Here is an 18169-nt window from a genome sequence, read left to right on the forward strand (position 1 = left end):
TGATCAACCCGATGGCGAACGAAGCCAAGCTCCGCGAGTACCTCAAGCGCGTCACGGCTGACCTGCACGAGACCAGCGAACGCCTGAGGGCCGTCGACGAGCAGAACCACGAGCCGATCGCGATCGTGGGGATGGGCTGCCGCTACCCGGGCGGGGTGCGGACCCCCGAGGCGCTGTGGCGGCTGGTCGAGTCCGGCGTCGACGCCGTCACGCCCTTCCCGGCGGACCGGGGCTGGGACGTGGAGAACCTCTACGACCCCGACCCGGACGCGCACGGCAAGTCGTACACCCGGGAGGGTGGCTTCCTGCACGACGCCGGCGAGTTCGACGGCGGCTTCTTCGGCATCTCCCCCCGCGAGGCGCTGGCGATGGACCCGCAGCAGCGGCTGCTGCTGGAGGTCGCCTGGGAGGCGGTCGAGCGGGCCGGCATCGCCGCCGACTCGCTCAAGGGCAGCCGGACCGGCGTCTTCACCGGCGTGATGTACCACGACTACGTCTCCCGGCTGAACGGCGTGCCGGAGGAGGTCGAGGCGTTCGTCGGCACCGGCAACCACGGCAGCGTCGTCTCCGGCCGCATCGCGTACACCTTCGGGTTCGAGGGCCCGGCGGTGACCGTCGACACCGCCTGCTCGTCCTCGCTGGTGGCGATGCACCTGGCCGTGCAGGCCCTGCGCTCCGGCGAGTGCACGCTCGCGCTGGCCGGCGGCGTCACCGTCATGTCCAGCCCCGACACGTTCGTCGGCTTCAGCCGCCAGCGCGGCCTGTCCCCGGACGGGCGCTGCAAGTCCTTCGCCGCCGCCGCCGACGGCACCGGCTGGAGCGAGGGCGCCGGCCTGCTGCTGCTGGAACGGCTCTCCGACGCCCAGCGCAACGGCCACCCGGTGCTCGCCGTCGTACGCGGCACCGCCGTCAACCAGGACGGCGCCTCGAACGGCCTCACCGCGCCGCATGGCCCGTCGCAGCAGCGGGTGATCCGCCAGGCCCTCGCGAACGCCCGACTCTCCCCGGCCGACGTGGACGCGGTGGAGGCCCACGGCACCGGCACCCGCCTCGGCGACCCCATCGAGGCGCAGGCGCTGCTCGCCACCTACGGCCGGGACCGGGCCGACGACCAGCCCCTCTGGCTCGGCTCGATCAAGTCCAACCTCGGGCACACCCAGGCCGCGGCCGGCGTCGCCGGCGTGATCAAGATGGTCATGGCGATGCGCCACGGCGTCCTGCCGCGGACCCTGCACGTCGACGAGCCGTCCCCGCACGTCGACTGGTCGGTCGGCGCGGTGAGCCTGCTCCGCGAGCCGCGCCCCTGGCCGCGCGCCACCCGGCCGATGCGGGCCGGCGTCTCCTCCTTCGGCGTCAGCGGCACCAACGCCCACGTCATCGTCGAGGCCCCGCCCGCGCCGCAGCCGGCCACCGGCACCGTCGCCGGCCCCGACCCGCTGCCGTGGGTCGTCTCCGCGCGCAGCGCCGCCGCGCTCGGCGCCCAGGCCGACCGGCTGCGCTCCTGGCTCGCCGACCACCCCGACGCCGCGCCGGCCACGGTGGGCCGCGCCCTGGCCGCCGGCCGGTCGGTCCTGGAACACCGGGCGGTGGTGCTCGGGGCCGACCGGGACGAGCTGGTCGCCGGGCTCAGCGCCCTGGCCGACGGCGTCCCGGCGGCGTCCGTGCGGCGCGGGGTCGCCAGCCCCACCCGGGTCGCCGTGCTCTGCACCGGCCAGGGCGCCCAGCGGGTCGGCATGGGCCGGCAGCTGTACGCGGCGTTCCCGGTCTTCGCCTCGGCCTTCGACGCCGCCTGCGCGGAACTCGACAAGCACCTCGACCGGCCCCTGCGCGCCGCGCTCGATGGTCCCGCCGAGGTGCTCGACCGCACCGGCCACGCCCAGGCGGCGCTGTTCGCCGTCGAGGTGGCGGCCTACCGGCTCGTCGAGTCCTGGGGAGTCGTGCCGGACTTCGTGACCGGGCACTCGGTCGGCGAGGTGGCCGCCGCGCACGTCGCCGGCGTGCTGTCGCTGCCCGACGCCGCCCGCCTGGTCGCCGCCCGGGGCACCCTGATGCAGGCCCTGCCCACCGGCGGGGCGATGGTGTCGATCCGCGCCACCGAGGCGGAGGTACGCGCGCACCTGGCCACCGCCGGCGACGCGGCCGGCGCCGGGCTGGCCGCCGTCAACGGCCCGGAGTCCGTCGTCGTCTCCGGCGACGAGGACGCCGTGCTGGCCGTCGCCGGACACTTCGCGGCCCTCGGCCGCAACACCAGGCGGCTGCGGGTCAGCCACGCGTTCCACTCCGCCCGCATGGACCCGATGCTCGACGCGTTCGGCGACGTGCTCGGGCAGCTGACCTTCGCCGCGCCCCGGATCCCCGTGGTCTCCACCGTGACGGGCGAGGTGCTCGATCCCGACGAGGTGCGCTCCCCGGCGTACTGGCTGCGCAACGTCCGCGACACGGTCCGCTTCGACGCGGCCGTGGCGACCCTGCGCGAGCTCGGGGTGGGCGCGTACGTCGAGGTGGGGCCGGGCGGGGTGCTCTCCGCGCTGACCCAGGAGATCGTCGGCGCGGACCAGGCGGTCTGCGCCCCGATGCTGCGCGCCGACCACGACGAGGCGGCGACCGCGCTGGCCGCGGCGGCCACCGTCTGGGCCCGGGGCGTGCCGGTGAACTGGGCGGCCCTGTTCGACGGCCCGCCCGTGCCGGTCGACCTGCCGACGTACGCGTTCCAGCGCGAGCGCTACTGGCTGCTGCCGCTGCCGCAGGCCGCCGACGTGACCGCCGCCGGGCTGACCCCGACCGGTCACCCGCTGCTCGGCGCGGTGTTCCGCTCGGCCGACGGCGACGAGGTGACGCTCACCGGCCGGCTGTCGGTGCAGAGCCAGCCCTGGCTGGCCGAGCACGCCGTACGCGACGTGGTGCTCTTCCCCGGGACCGGGTTCGTGGAGCTGGCGCTGCGGGCCGGCGCTGAGGTCGGCGCCGACCGGCTCGCCGAGCTGACCCTGGAGGCGCCGCTGGTGCTGCCGGAGACCGGCGGCGTCGACGTGCAGGTCGCCGCCGAACGTACCGGCGGCGAGGCGTGGCAGTTGACGGTTCACGCCCGCCGGTCCGGCACCGACGACCTGTGGGTCCGGCACGCCACCGGCCTGCTCGCCCCGGCGTCCGGGGACGGCGGGGCCACGCTGGCGGACTGGCCGCCGACCGGCGCCACCGCCCTGGACGTGTCGGAGCTGACCGGGCGGGCGGCGCAGGCCGGGTTCGCGTACGGCCCGGCCTTCCAGGGGCTGCGCGCCGCGTGGCGGCTCGGCACCGACGTGTACGCCGAGGTGGCGCTGCCCGAGCCGGCGGCCGACGAGGCCGGCGCGTACGGGCTGCACCCGGCCCTGCTCGACGCCGCCGTGCAGGCGGTCGGGCTCGGCATCGTCGACCCGGGCGAGGCCCGGCTGCCGTTCTCCTGGTCGGACGTGGCGCTCTCCGCCCACGGCGCGGACACCCTGCGGGTACGGCTGACCCCCACCGGCTCGGACGCGGTGGCCATGCTGGTCGCGGACGCCGCCGGTGAGCTGGTCGCCCGGGTCGGGTCCCTGGTGCTGCGGCCCCTGCCGGCCGGGGAACTCACCTCCGGCGGATCGTCGTGGCGTCGCTCGCTGTTCCGCCTCGACTGGCCCCGGCACGCCGGCGGAGTGGCCGTGCCCGACGGCACGACCTGGGCGGTGCTCGGCGACCGCTCCGCGCCGCTGCCGGCCGGCGTGACCGCCGTCCGGCACGCCGACCTCGACGCGCTGTGCGACGCGGGGGTGCCCGACGTCGTGCTGTTCCCGGTGGCCGGCGCCGCCGCGACCGACCCCGGCCCGGTCCACGACCTGCTCGCCGAGGTCCTCGCCGTGCTCCAGGGCTGGCTCGCCGCCGAGCGCCACACCGGCGGGTCCCGGCTGGTGGTCCTCACCAGCGGCGCCGTCGCCGTGGACGACGACGCGGACGTCGCCGACCTGGCCGGCGCCGCCGTGTGGGGTCTGCTCCGGTCGGCGCAGGCCGAGCACCCCGGCCGGTTCCTGGTCGTCGACCTCGACGACCGGGAGAACTCCGCGTCCGCCCTCGCCGGCCTGCTGTCGGCCGACGAGCCGCAGGCGGCGGTGCGCGACGGCGTGGTCCGGGTGCCCCGGCTCGTCGCCGCCCCGGAGCCCGCCGCCCCGGAACCCGCCGCGCCGGCGCCGGCGCTGGGCCCGGACGGCACGGTGCTGGTCACCGGCGGCACCGGTGCCCTGGGCGCGCTCCTCGCCCGCCATCTGGTCGCCCGGCACGGGGTCCGCCACCTGGTGCTGACCAACCGGCGCGGGGCCGACGCGGACGGCGCCGGCGACCTGCTCGCCGACCTCGCCGACCTGGGCGCCACCGCGACGGTCGAGGCGTGCGACGCCGCCGACCCCGACGCCCTCGCCGCGCTGCTCGACCGGATCGACCCGGCGCACCCGCTGACCGGCGTGGTGCACACCGCCGGCGTGCTGGCCGACCGCACCCTCACCTCGCTCACCGCCGGGTCCCTCGACGAGGTGCTCCGGCCGAAGGTGGACGCCGCCGCGCACCTGCACGAGCTGACCGCCGCCCACGGCCTCGCGCTCTTCGTCACCTACTCCTCGGCGGCGGGCGTGACGGGCAGCCCCGGGCAGGCCAACTACGCGGCGGCCAACGCCTTCCTGGACGCGCTCGCACACCGGCGGCGGGCCGCGGGCCTCCCGGCGCTCTCCCTGGCCTGGGGGCCGTGGGCCGAGTCGGGCGGCGGCATGACGGCCGGCCTCGACCGGGCCGACACCGACCGGCTGGCCCGCGCGGGCGTCCGCCCGATCCCCCAGGCGGACGGCCTCGCACTCTTCGACGCCGCCCTGTCGACCGGCCTGCCCACGGCGGTGCCGATGGCGCTGGACGGCCCGGCGCTGCGCGCCCAGGCCGAGGCGGGCACCCTGCCGTCGGTCCTGCGCGGCCTGGTCCGCGCGCCCCGCCGACGCGCCGCGCGGTCCGGCCCGGCCGAGACCGCCGCCCTGACCGAACGGCTCGCCGGGCTCGACCGCGAGGAGCGCGCCGCGGCCCTGCTGCGGCTCGTCCTCGACCAGGTCGCGGCGGTGCTGGGGTACGCCGACGCCGCCGCCGTCGAGGCCGGCCGCCCGTTCACCGAGCTGGGCTTCGACTCGCTCACCGCCGTCGAGCTGCGCAACCGGCTTGGCGCGGTGACCGGCCTGCGACTGCCGGCGACCCTGGTCTTCGACCACCCGACCCCGCTCGCCCTGGCCGACCACCTGGACGCCGAGACCGGGACCGACGCCGGCGCGCTGCCGACCCCGGTCGCCGCCGTCGCGGCGCTCGACGAGCCGATCGCGATCGTCGGCATGAGCTGCCGCTACCCCGGCGGCGTGCGCAGCCCCGGGCAGCTGTGGGACCTCCTCGTGTCCGGTGGGGACGGGATCACCGGCTTCCCGGCCGACCGCGGCTGGGACGTCGAGGACCTGTACGACCCGTCCGGCGCGCGCCGGGGCAGCAGCTACGCCCGCGAGGGCGGCTTCCTGACCGACGCCGGCGACTTCGACGCCGACCTGTTCAAGATCTCGCCGCACGAGGCCCTCGCGATGGACCCGCAGCAGCGGCTGCTGCTGGAGACCGCGTGGGAGGCGATCGAGGACGCCCGGATCGACCCGCTCGCGCTCAAGGGCCGCCCGGTCGGCGTGTTCGCCGGCATGATGTACCACAACCACGCCGCCGGGCTGGCCGACGTTCCGGAGGCCCTCGACGGCTACCTCGGCGTCGGCACCGCCAGCAGCGTGCTGTCGGGTCGGGTGGCGTACTCGTTCGGCTTCGAGGGGCCGGCGGTGACGGTGGACACGGCGTGTTCGTCGTCGCTGGTGGCGTTGCACCTGGCGGTGCAGGCGCTGCGCTCCGGGGAGTGCGACCTCGCCCTGGCCGGCGGCGTCACCGTGATGGCGACGCCCGAGACGTTCATCGACTTCTCCCGCCAGCGGGGCATGGCCCCCGACGGCCGGTGCAAGTCCTTCTCCGACGGGGCGGACGGCACCGGCTGGTCCGAGGGCGTGGGCGTGCTGCTGGTGCAGCGCCTGTCGGACGCGCGGCGCGACGGGCGCCGGATTCTGGCGGTGGTGCGGGGTTCGGCGGTGAATCAGGACGGCGCGTCGAACGGGTTGACGGCGCCGAACGGCCCGTCGCAGCAGCGGGTGATCCGCCAGGCCCTCGCGAACGCCCGGCTGGGCGTCGGGGACGTCGACGTCGTGGAGGCGCACGGTACGGGCACGACGCTGGGCGACCCCATCGAGGCGCAGGCGCTGCTCGCCACGTACGGGCAGGAGCGCGACGAGCCATTCCTGTTGGGGTCGGTGAAGTCGAACATCGGTCACACGCAGGCCGCCGCCGGGGTGGCGGGCATCATCAAGATGATCTTGGCGATGCGGGCGGGTGTGGTGCCGGCGACCCTGCACGTCGACGCGCCGTCGTCGCACGTGGACTGGTCGTCGGGCGCGGTGGAGCTGGTGACCGAGTCGCGCGAGTGGCCGGCGGCGGGGCGTCCGCGTCGGGCGGGCGTGTCGTCGTTCGGCATCTCCGGCACCAACGCGCACGTGATCATCGAGCAGGGCGAGCCGGAGTCCGCTCCGGCGCCCGTCGCACCGGTCGGGCTGCCGGTGCCGTGGGTGGTGTCGGGGCGATCCGAGCGGGGTCTGGCGGGTCAGGCGGGGCGGTTGGCGTCGTTCGTGCGGGACCGGTCCGATCTTGCGGTGGCGGACGTGTCGTGGTCGTTGGCGACGACTCGGGCGGCGTTGGAGCACCGGGCGGTGGTGTGGGGCTCGGACGTCGACGAGTTGGTCGCCGGTCTGTCGGCGGTGGCCGAGGGCCGGGCGGCGGTGTCGGCGGGTCGTCGGGCGGTGTTGTTCACGGGTCAGGGTTCGCAGCGCGTCGGCATGGGCCGCGAGTTGTACGAGGCTTTCCCGGTGTTCGCCTCGGCGTTTGACGAGGTGTGCGCCCGGTTCGATGGCTTGTTGCCGCGTCCTCTGCGGGAGGTGGTGTTTGCCGAGGCGGGCTCGGTCGAGGCCGCTCTGGTGGATCAGACCGTCTTCGCGCAGGCGGGCCTGTTCGCGGTGGAGGTGGGGTTGTGGGAGTTGTTGTCGTCGTGGGGTGTGCGTGCGGACTTCCTGGCGGGTCACTCGATCGGTGAGGTGACGGCGGCGTACGTGTCGGGGATGTTGTCGCTTGCTGATGCGTGTGTGTTGGTGGCGGCGCGGGGTCGGTTGATGCAGGCGTTGCCGTCCGGTGGGGTGATGGCGGCGGTCGGTGCGTCGGAGGAGTCGGTCGGTGAGCTGATCGCGGCGTCGGGTGCGGCGGTGGACATCGCGGCGGTGAACGGCCCCACGTCGGTGGTGGTCTCCGGTGCCGCCGACGAGGTGGCTCCGGTGGTGGCGACCGCCCGCGAGCGGGGTTGGCGGGTCAAGGAGTTGTCGGTCAGTCACGCGTTCCACTCGCGGTTGATGGACCCGATGCTGGACGAGTTCGCGTCGGTGGTGGCGGGCCTGTCGTGGCAGTCGCCGAGGGTGCCGGTCGTGTCGAACGTGACCGGTGCGGTGGCGGACGCCGCAGAGATCACCGACTCCGGCTACTGGGTGCGGCACGTGCGGCAGCCGGTGCGTTTCGCCGACGGGGTGGCGGCGCTGCGGGCGCAGGGCGTGGACACGTTCCTGGAGGTCGGCCCCGACGCGACGTTGACGGCGATGGTGGCGGAGATCGTCGCGGATGCCGAGGTGCGGCGGGTTCCGGCGTCGCGTCGGGACCAGGCGGAGGTCGCCGCGCTGACCGAGGCGCTGGGGCAGTTGTGGGTCGCGGGTGTGCCGGTCGACTGGGCGGCGTACCTCGGTCAGGCCGGCGCCCGGCCGCGCGTGGTCGACCTGCCCACGTACGCCTTCGACCATCGACGCTACTGGATCAACGTCGCGACGCGCTCCTACCGTCCCCCCGCCGGCCGGCGTACCACCGCCGACGAGGACTTCTGGCGGGCGATCGAGGCGGAGGACCTGACGACCCTCGCCGAGAGCCTGGCCGTCGACGCCGACGCCCCGCTCGCGGACGTGCTGCCCGCGCTGTCCACCTGGCGACGCCGCCGGGACGCCGAAGCGGCCCTCGACTCCTGGCGCTACCGGGTGACCTGGCAGCCGCTCACGGACGACGCCGCCCGCTCCGAGGCGACCGACTTCCTGCTCGTCGTGCCGGCCGACGCCAGCGCGGCCGTGACGGACTGGGCCACCGCCCTCGGCGCCGCCGGCGGGCGGATCGTCGAGGTCGACGCCGCGTGCGACCGGAAGCGGCTCGCCCACGACCTCGTCGAGGCGTCGGCCGGCCGCGACGGGGACGTGCTGCCCGTACTCTCCCTGCTCGCGTTCGACACCCGGCCGTACGCCGGGGCCGCCTCCGTGCCGACGGGCCTCGCCGGCACGGTCGCGCTCGCGCAGGCGCTCGGGGACGCCGGGATCACCGCCCGGCTCTGGATCGCCACCCGTGGCGCGGTCTCCGTCGGCTCCCGGGACCGGCACGTCGACCCCGTGCAGGCGATGGCGTGGGGCTTCGGCAGCGTGCTGCGCGCCGAGCACCCGCACCGGTGGGGCGGGCTCGTCGACGTCCCCGAGCAGCCCGACCAGGGCGTCGTGCGCATGGTCCGGACGCTGGTCGCCGGCACCGGTCGGGAGGACGAGGTCGCCCTGCGTCGCAACGGCGGCCATGCCCGCAGGCTCGTTCGTGCGACGTACGGTGACACCGGTCCGCACGGTTCCTGGACGCCGCGCGGCACGGTGCTGATCACCGGCGGGACCGGGGCCCTCGGCCGGCACGTCGCCCGCGCCCTGGCCGCCGAGGGTGCCGAGCACCTCCTGCTGGTCAGCCGGCGGGGTGGCGAGGCGCCGGGCGCGACCGCCCTCGCCGAGGAGCTCGCCGGGCTCGGCAGCCGGGTCACCCTCGCGTCCTGCGACGTGGCCGACCGGGCCGCGCTCGCGGCGCTGCTCGACTCGGTCCCCGCCGAGCTTCCGCTGAGCGCGGTCATGCACACCGCCGCCGCCCTCGACGACAACGTCGTCGACGCGGTCAGCGTCGACCAGCTGGCCACCGCCCTGCGCGCGAAGGTCGACGCCGCGCGCAACCTGGACGAGCTGACCCGGGGCCTGGACCTCTCCGCCTTCGTCCTCTTCTCCTCCCTCGCCGGCCTCATGGGCGCCGCCGGGCAGACCTCCTACGCGCCGGGCAACGCCTTCCTCGACGCGCTGGCGCAGCGGCGTCGCGCGGAGGGGCTGCCGGCGACCTCGCTCGCCTGGGGCCTGTGGGCCGACGGCGGGGTGAGCGCCGGTGAGTTCGAGCAGCGGCTGAGGCGTACCGGCTTCGGCGCGATGGCACCGGAGACGGCCGTACGCGCCCTCACCCGGGCGCTGGACCGCGACGAGACGTACCTCGTGGTGGCCGACATCGACTGGGCCCGGGTGGCCGCCGCCGGCGGTCGGCGCCCCCACCCGCTGGTACGGGACCTCCTGGCCGAGGCCGGCGCGGCGGGAACCACCGACGCCCCCGCGCCGGCGGCCGACCTGCGCCTCCGCCTGGCGGGAATGTCCGGCGCGGAGCAACTGCGCGCCCTCGGCGAACTCGTGCGTGCCGAGGTCGCGGCCGTGCTGGGCCACGAGTCCGCCGAGCGGGTGGCACCGGACCGGGCCTTCCAGGACCTTGGCTTCACGTCGCTGGCGGCGGTCGAGCTGCGCAACCGGCTCGACGCGGCGACCGGCCTCGCGTTGCCGACCACGCTCGCCTTCGACTACCCGAACTCGGCGGCCCTGGCCGGGCACATCCACGCCGAGCTGCTCGGCGGGCAGGCCCTTCCCGTCCCCGCCGCCCTCACCGGCCCCGTCGTGGGCGACGACCCGATCGTCATCGTCGGCATGGGCTGCCGTTTCCCCGCCGGCGCCGAGTCCCCTGAGGGGCTCTGGGATCTGCTGACGGCCGGCGTCGACGCGATGTCGGACTTCCCGACCAACCGGCACTGGGACCTGGGGTCCCTGGCCGGAACCGACTCCTACGTCTCGCGGGGGGCGTTCCTGGCCGACGCGGGCGGCTTCGACGCGGAGTTCTTCGGCATCTCGCCCCGTGAGGCGCTGGCCATGGACCCGCAGCAGCGGCTGCTGCTGGAGGTCGCCTGGGAGGCGTTCGAGGACGCCCGGATCGAGCCGCTCGCGCTGCGCGGCGGCCGGGTCGGGGTGTTCGCCGGCACGAACGGGCAGGACTACGAGACCGTCGTGCGTCAGGCCGGGGAGTCGCTCGCCGGGTTCGGCGCGACCGGCGCCTCGGCGAGCGTGTTGTCGGGTCGGGTGGCGTACTCGTTCGGCTTCGAGGGGCCGGCGGTGACGGTGGACACGGCGTGTTCGTCGTCGCTGGTGGCGTTGCACCTGGCGGTGCAGGCGCTGCGGTCGGGCGAGTGTGACCTGGCGCTGGCCGGCGGCGTCACCGTGATGGCCACCCCGGGTGCCTTCATCGAGTTCTCCCGCCAGGGCGGCCTGTCGGCGGACGGCCGCTGCAAGGCCTTCGCCGAGTCGGCGGACGGCACCGCGTGGGGCGAGGGCGTCGGGGTGCTGGTGGTGCAGCGCCTGTCGGACGCGCGGCGCGACGGGCGCCGGGTCCTGGCGGTGGTGCGGGGCTCGGCGGTGAACCAGGACGGCGCGTCGAACGGGTTGACGGCGCCGAACGGCCCGTCGCAGCAGCGCGTGATCCGGCAGGCCCTCGCGAGCGCGGGTCTGTCGACGGCCGACGTGGACGTGGTGGAGGCGCACGGCACGGGCACGACGTTGGGTGATCCGATCGAGGCGCAGGCGTTGCTCGCGACGTACGGGCAGGGTCGGGATGTGCCGTTGTTGTTGGGGTCGGTGAAGTCGAACATCGGTCACACGCAGGCGGCCGCCGGGGTGGCGGGCATCATCAAGATGATCTTGGCGATGCGGGCGGGTGTGGTGCCGTCGACGTTGCATGTAGATGCGCCGTCGTCGCATGTGGACTGGTCGTCGGGCGCGGTGGAGTTGGTGACCGAGTCGCGGGCGTGGCCGGATGCGGGGCGTCCGCGACGGGCGGGCGTGTCGTCGTTCGGCATCTCCGGCACCAACGCGCACGTGATCATCGAGCAGCCGGAGCCGGCGGCGGAGCTTGCGACCGCGCCGGGTGCGGAGCCGGTGGCTGCGGCGGCGCAGTCCGTGGCCGCGCCGGATGCAGCGCTGCACGGTGGAACCGATCGGATCGGGGCGGCGGGCGGGGTGCCGGTTTCGGCGTCTGCCGGGAACGCGTCCGTGGGGTTGCCGGTGCCGTGGGTGGTGTCGGGGCGTTCCGAGCGGGGTCTGGCGGGTCAGGCGGGGCGGCTGGCGTCGTTCGTGCGGGACCGGTCCGACCTTGCGGTGGCGGACGTGTCGTGGTCGTTGGCGACGACTCGGGCGGCGTTGGAGCACCGGGCGGTGGTGTGGGGCTCGGACGTCGACGAGTTGGTCGCCGGTCTGTCGGCGGTGGCCGAGGGCCGGGCGGCGGGTGTGGTGTCGGCGGGTCGTCGGGCGGTGTTGTTCACGGGTCAGGGCTCGCAGCGCGTCGGCATGGGCCGCGAGTTGTATGAGGCGTTCCCGGTGTTCGCCTCGGCGTTTGACGAGGTGTGCGCCCGGTTCGACGGTCTGTTGCCGCGTGCGTTGCGGGAGGTGGTGTTCGCCGAGGCGGGTTCTGTGGAGGCCGGTCTGGTGGATCAGACCGTCTTCGCGCAGGCGGGGTTGTTCGCGGTGGAGGTGGCGTTGTGGGAGTTGTTGTCGTCGTGGGGTGTGCGTGCGGATTTCCTGGCGGGTCACTCGATCGGTGAGGTGACGGCCGCGTACGTGTCGGGGATGTTGTCCCTTGCGGATGCGTGTGTGTTGGTGGCGGCGCGGGGTCGGTTGATGCAGGCGTTGCCGTTCGGTGGGGTGATGGCGGCGGTCGGTGCATCCGAGGGGTCGGTCGGTGAGCTGATCGGTGCGACCGGTGCGGCGGTGGACCTGGCGGCCGTGAATGGTCCGGCGTCGGTGGTGGTGTCCGGCTCCGCGGGCGACGTTGCCTCGGTGGTGGCGGCCTGCCGTGAGCGGGGTTGGCGGGTCAAGGAGTTGTCGGTCAGCCACGCGTTCCATTCCCGACTGATGGATCCGATGCTGGCCGAGTTCCGGTCGGTGGTGGCGGGGCTCGACTGGCGGGTGCCGCGGGTCGCGATGGTGTCGAATGTGACGGGTGCGGTGGCGGACCCGTTGGAGTTGGTGGATCCGGAGTACTGGGTGCGGCACGTGCGGCAGCCGGTGCGGTTCGCCGACGGGGTGGCGGCGCTGCGGGCGCAGGGCGTGGACACGTTCCTGGAGGTCGGCCCCGACGCGACGTTGACGGCGATGGTGGCGGAGATCGTCGCGGATGCCGCGGTGCGGCGGGTTCCGGCGTCGCGTCGGGACCAGGCGGAGGTCGCCGTACTGACCGAGGCGCTGGGGCAGTTGTGGGTCGCGGGTGTGCCGGTCGACTGGGCGGCGTACCTCGGTCAGGCCGGCGCCCGGCCGCGCGTGGTCGACCTGCCCACGTACGCCTTCGACCACACCTGGTACTGGCCCGAGGCGGCGCCCTCGGCCCGCCGGGACGCGCACGGCGAGGCTCTTGACGGGCGGTTCTGGGCGGCCGTGGAGTCCGGCGACCCCGACCTGGTCGGCGGTGAGCTGGGCGTCGGTGCGGACGAACCGTTCAGCGCGGTCCTGCCGAAGCTCGCGCAGTGGCGGCGGGCCGCACAGCAGCGGTCGACGGTGGACTCCTGGCGCTACCGCGTGGTGTGGCGACGCCAGGATGTGACCGGGAACGAGACCCTGACCGGCTCCTGGTTGGTGCTGATGCTCCCCGGCCAGGAGGACCACCCGTTGCTGGCCGGGCTGGCGGAGCGGGGCGCCGAGGTGGTCCCGGTGGTGCTCGACGCGCTGGACCGGGACGAGATCGCGCGCCGGCTGGCCGGAGCGGTGGAGGCCGGGAAGCCGGTCGCCGGGCTGGTCTCGCTGCTGTCGCTCGCGGGTGCGGGCGTGGTCGAGGCGCTGGCGGTGGCGCAGGCGCTGGCCGTCACGGAGATCCAGGGGCGGCTCTGGTGGCTCACCCGTGGGGCGGTCTCCGTGGACGACGCGGAGGCTCTGACCGACGTGGTGGGTGCTGCGGTGTGGGGTTTGGGTCGGGTGGTGGGTTTGGAGGTGCCGTTGCGGTGGGGTGGTTTGGTGGATTTGCCGGGGGTTTTGGGTGGGGGCGTGTGGGGTCGGTTGTGTGGGGTGTTGTCGGGTGGTGGTGGTGAGGATCAGGTGGCGTTGCGGTCGTCGGGTGTGTTTGTGCGGCGGTTGGTGCGTGCGGTTTCTGCTGGTGTTGTTGGTGGGGCGGGTTTCCGGTTGTCGGGGACGGTGTTGGTGACGGGTGGTACGGGGGCGTTGGGTGCGCGGGTGGCGTTGTGGGCGGCGGGTGCGGGTGCGGAGCATGTGGTGTTGGTGAGTCGGCGTGGTGGTGGTGCGCCGGGTGTGGGGGATTTGGTGGGGCGGTTGGAGGGGTTGGGTGTGCGGGTGTCGGTGGTGGCGTGTGATGTGGCGGATCGTGGCGCGGTGGCGGGGTTGTTGGCGGATCTGGTGGGTCGTGGTGAGCGGTTGCGGGCGGTGGTGCATGCGGCGGGTGCGGCGCAGTTGACGCCGTTGGGTGAGGTGGCTGTGGGTGAGGTGGAGGAGGTGTTGCGGGCGAAGGTTGGTGGTGCGGTGGTGTTGGATGAGTTGACTGCTGGTGTGGATCTTGATGCGTTTGTGGTGTTTTCGTCGATTGCGGGGGTGTGGGGTTCGGCGGGTCAGGTGGGGTATGCGGCGGCGAATGCGTTTTTGGATGGGTTGGTGGTGTCGCGGCGTGGGCGTGGGTTGGTGGGGACGTCGGTGGCGTGGGGGCCGTGGGCTGAGGCGGGTATGGCGGTGGGGGTGGCGGGGGAGCAGTTGAGTCGGCGTGGTTTGCCGGGGATGGCTCCGGAGTTGGCGGTGGTGGCGTTGCAGCGGGCGTTGGATGGTGGTGAGGGTCAGGTGGTGGTGGCGGATGTGCGGTGGGATCGGTTCGTGCCGTCGTTCACGGCGTTGCGTCCGTCTCGCCTGTTCACCGACATCCCCGAAGCGCAGGCGGCGATCGAGGCGGCGACCCGAGCCGAAACCGGCCCCGCCGACCAGGCCTCCGCACTGCGCGAGCGGCTGGCGGCCCTGACGCCGCCGGAGGTCGAGGCGTCCCTCCTGGACCTCGTACGCTCCCAGGTCGCCACGGTGCTCGGCCACGCCACCGTGGAAGCGGTGCGGCCGGACCGGCCGTTCCAGCGTCTCGGCTTCGACTCGCTCACCGCCGTCGAGCTGCGCAACCGGCTGACCGCCGAGACGGGCCTCGCGCTGCCCTCCACCCTGGTCTTCGACCACCCGACGCCGGCCGCCCTGGTCGCCTTCATCCGGGATTCCGTGCTCGGCGCCTCGGCTGACGCGCCGGCCGTCCGCAGGGTCGCCGCCGTGGACGACGACCCGATCGTGATCGTCGGCATGGGCTGCCGCCTTCCGGGTGGCGTCGCATCCCCGGACGAGCTGTGGCAACTACTCTCCACGGGACGCGACGGCATCTCCGAGTTCCCCCTCGACCGGGGCTGGGACAGCTTCCTCAGCAGCGGTCTGTCCGACACGTCCTTCGTCCGCAGGGGCGGCTTCGTCTACGACGCCGGCGAGTTCGACGCCGAGTTCTTCGGCATCTCGCCGCGCGAGGCGCTCGCGATGGACCCGCAGCAGCGGCTGCTGCTGGAGACGTCGTGGGAGGCCGTCGAATCGGCGGGCATCGACCCGACCAGCCTGAGGGGCGGCGCGGTCGGCGTCTTCGCGGGAGCCAGCTTCCAGGGGTACGCCAGCGGGTCGGTCGGTCGGGCCCAGGAGGTCGGCGGCCACCTGCTCACCGGCAACGCGACAAGCGTGTTGTCGGGTCGGGTGGCGTACTCGTTCGGCTTCGAGGGGCCGGCGGTGACGGTGGACACGGCGTGTTCGTCGTCGCTGGTGGCGTTGCACCTGGCGGTGCAGGCGTTGCGGTCCGGCGAGTGCGACCTCGCCCTGGCCGGCGGCGTCACCGTCATGGCCTCACCGGCCACGTTCGCCGAGTTCTCGATCCAGGGCGGCCTGTCCGCCGACGGCCGCTGCAAGTCGTTCTCGGATGCCGCGGACGGCACCGGCTGGTCCGAGGGCGTGGGCGTGCTGGTGGTGCAGCGCCTGTCGGACGCGCAACGTGACGGCCGTCGGATCCTGGCGGTGGTGCGCGGTACGGCGGTGAATCAGGACGGTGCGTCGAACGGGTTGACGGCGCCGAATGGTCCGTCGCAGCAGCGGGTGATCCGGCAGGCCCTCGCGGGTGCGGGGTTGTCGACGGCCGATGTGGACGTGGTGGAGGCGCACGGCACCGGTACGACGTTGGGCGATCCGATCGAGGCGCAGGCTCTGCTGGCGACGTACGGGCAGGGGCGGGACGTGCCGCTGCTGCTCGGGTCGGTGAAGTCGAACATCGGTCACACGCAGGCGGCTGCCGGGGTGGCGGGCATCATCAAGATGGTCTTGGCGATGCGGGCGGGTGTGGTGCCGGCTACGCTGCACGTGGACGCGCCGTCGTCGCACGTGGACTGGTCGTCGGGTGCGGTGGAGTTGGTGACGCAGGCGCGCGAGTGGCCGGCGGTGGAGCGTCCCCGGCGGGCGGGCGTGTCGTCGTTCGGCATCTCCGGCACCAACGCGCACGTGATCATCGAACAGCCGGAGTTGGCGACGGAGTCCGCGCCGCAGCCGGTGCTGGGGCTTGCGGCCGCGCCGGGTGCGGAGCCGGCGCTGGGGCTTGCCGCCGCGTCGGCAGCGGAGCCGGCGCTGGGGCTCGCGGCCGCGCCGGGTGCGGAGCCGGTGGCTTCGGCGGTGGAGCCCGGCACCGCGTCGGGTGCGGTGCCGGTGGAGCCCGTGGCCGCGCCGGGTGCAGCACTGCACGGTGGAACCGATCGGATCGGGGCGGCGGGCGGGGTGCCGGTTTTGGCGTCTGCCGGAGGCGCGTCGGTGGGGCTGCCGGTGCCGTGGGTGGTGTCGGGGCGCTCGGAGCGGGGTCTGGCGGGTCAGGCCGCGCGGTTGGCGTCGTTCGTGGGTGAGCGTTCGGGTCTGTCGCCGGTGGATGTGTCGTGGTCGTTGGCGACGACTCGGGCGGCGTTGGAGCACCGGGCGGTGGTGTGGGGCTCGGAGGTCGACGGCCTGGTGACGGGCTTGTCGGCGGTCGCCGAAGGCGGGCCGGCGGTGTCGGGTGTGGTGTTGGCGGGTCGTAGGGCGGTGCTGTTCACCGGTCAGGGCTCGCAGCGCGCCGGCATGGGCCGCGAGCTGTACGAGGCTTTCCCGGTGTTCGCGTCGTCCTTTGACGCGGTGTGCGCTGAGTTTGACGGGCATCTGCCGCGTTCACTGCGGGAGGTGGTGTTCGCCGAGGCGGGATCGGCCGAGGCCGCTCTGGTGGATCAGACCGTCTTCGCGCAGGCCGGTCTCTTCGCGGTGGAGGTGGCGTTGTGGGAGTTGTTGTCGTCGTGGGGTGTGCGTGCGGATTTCCTGGCGGGTCATTCGATCGGTGAGGTGACGGCGGCGTACGTGTCGGGGATGTTGTCGCTTGCTGATGCGTGTGTGTTGGTGGCGGCGCGGGGTCGGTTGATGCAGGCGTTGCCGTCCGGTGGGGTGATGGCGGCGGTCGGTGCGTCGGAGGAGTCGGTCGGTGAGCTGATCGCGGCGTCGGGTGCGGCGGTGGACATCGCGGCGGTGAACGGTCCGGCGTCGGTGGTCGTCTCGGGTGCCGCCGACGAGGTGGCTCCGGTGGTGGCGACCGCCCGTGAGCGGGGTTGGCGGGTCAAGGAGTTGTCGGTCAGTCACGCGTTCCACTCGCGGTTGATGGACCCGATGCTGGACGAGTTCGCGTCGGTGGTGGCGGGGCTGTCGTGGCAGGCGCCGAGGGTGCCGATCGTGTCGAACGTGACCGGTGGGGTCGCGGACGCCGCAGAGGTCACCGACCCGGGTTACTGGGTGCGGCACGTGCGGCAGCCGGTGCGTTTCGCCGACGGGGTGGCGGCGCTGCGGGCGCAGGGCGTGGACACCTTCCTGGAGCTCGGCCCGGACGCGGTCCTCACCGCCATGGCAGCCGAGGCGGACGCGGCCGACGACGTGCGGTACGTCGCCGCGCTGCGCCGCAACCAGCCCGACGTCACCACCCTCACCAACGCCGTCGGGCAGCTCTGGGCTGCCGGCGTGGCCGTCCACTGGGCGGCGTACCTCGGTCAGACCGGCGCCCGGCCGCGCGTGGTCGAGCTGCCCACCTACGCCTTCGACCGGCAGCGCTACTGGCTGGAGGACCCCCGGCCCGGCTCGGCTCCGGAGGGCGCCAACGCCCCGTCCGACGAGCAGTTCTGGGCGGCGGTCGAGTCCGGGGACCTCGGCGTGCTCGGCGACGAGCTGGCGGTCGGCGCGGACGAGCCGTCCACCGCGCTGTTGTTGCCCAAGCTCGCCCGGTGGCGGCGGGCCACGCAGCAGCGGGCCGCCGTCGACTCCTGGCGCTACCGGGCGACGTGGCGTACGGCCGCCGTGCCGGAGTCCGCGACGTTGGCGGGGACCTGGCTGCTGCTGATGGCGCCAGGGCAGGAGGACCACCCGGTCGCCACGGCCCTGGCCGCCCGGGCCGACCGGGCGGTCCCGGTGCTGGTCCCGGCCGGCGCCGACCGCGACCGGGTGGCGCGGCTGCTGCGGGAGGCGATGGGGACCGACAACCGCGACGCCGACGTGGTGTCCCTGCTGTCGCTGGTCGACCCGCGGGAGTCGGTCACCTCCGGGGAGGCGTCCGCGGTTCCGGCCGCCGCCGAGGTGTCGACGGCGCTGGCGGTGGTGCAGGCGCTGACCGACGTCGGTGGGACGGGCCGGTTGTGGTGGCTGACGCGTGGGGCGGTGTCGGTCGGCGGCTCGGACGTGTTGGCGGATGTCGCGGGTGCTGCGGTGTGGGGTTTGGGTCGGGTGGTGGGTTTGGAGGTGCCGTTGCGGTGGGGTGGTTTGGTGGATTTGCCGGGGGTTTTGGG

1 protein-coding gene is annotated in these 18169 nt (G+C 74.6%); it reads left to right on the plus strand.

Features of this window, described 5'->3' with window-relative positions:
* Window positions 1-11: 11 nt before the first annotated feature.
* On the plus strand, window positions 12-18169 hold an 18158-nt coding region (locus tag ACLQ22_RS29825), incomplete at its 3' end, for a type I polyketide synthase (protein WP_425695238.1).

The organism is Micromonospora sp. DT178, from assembly GCF_049841695.1.
In the GTDB taxonomy this organism is placed as follows: Bacteria; Actinomycetota; Actinomycetes; order Mycobacteriales; family Micromonosporaceae; genus Micromonospora.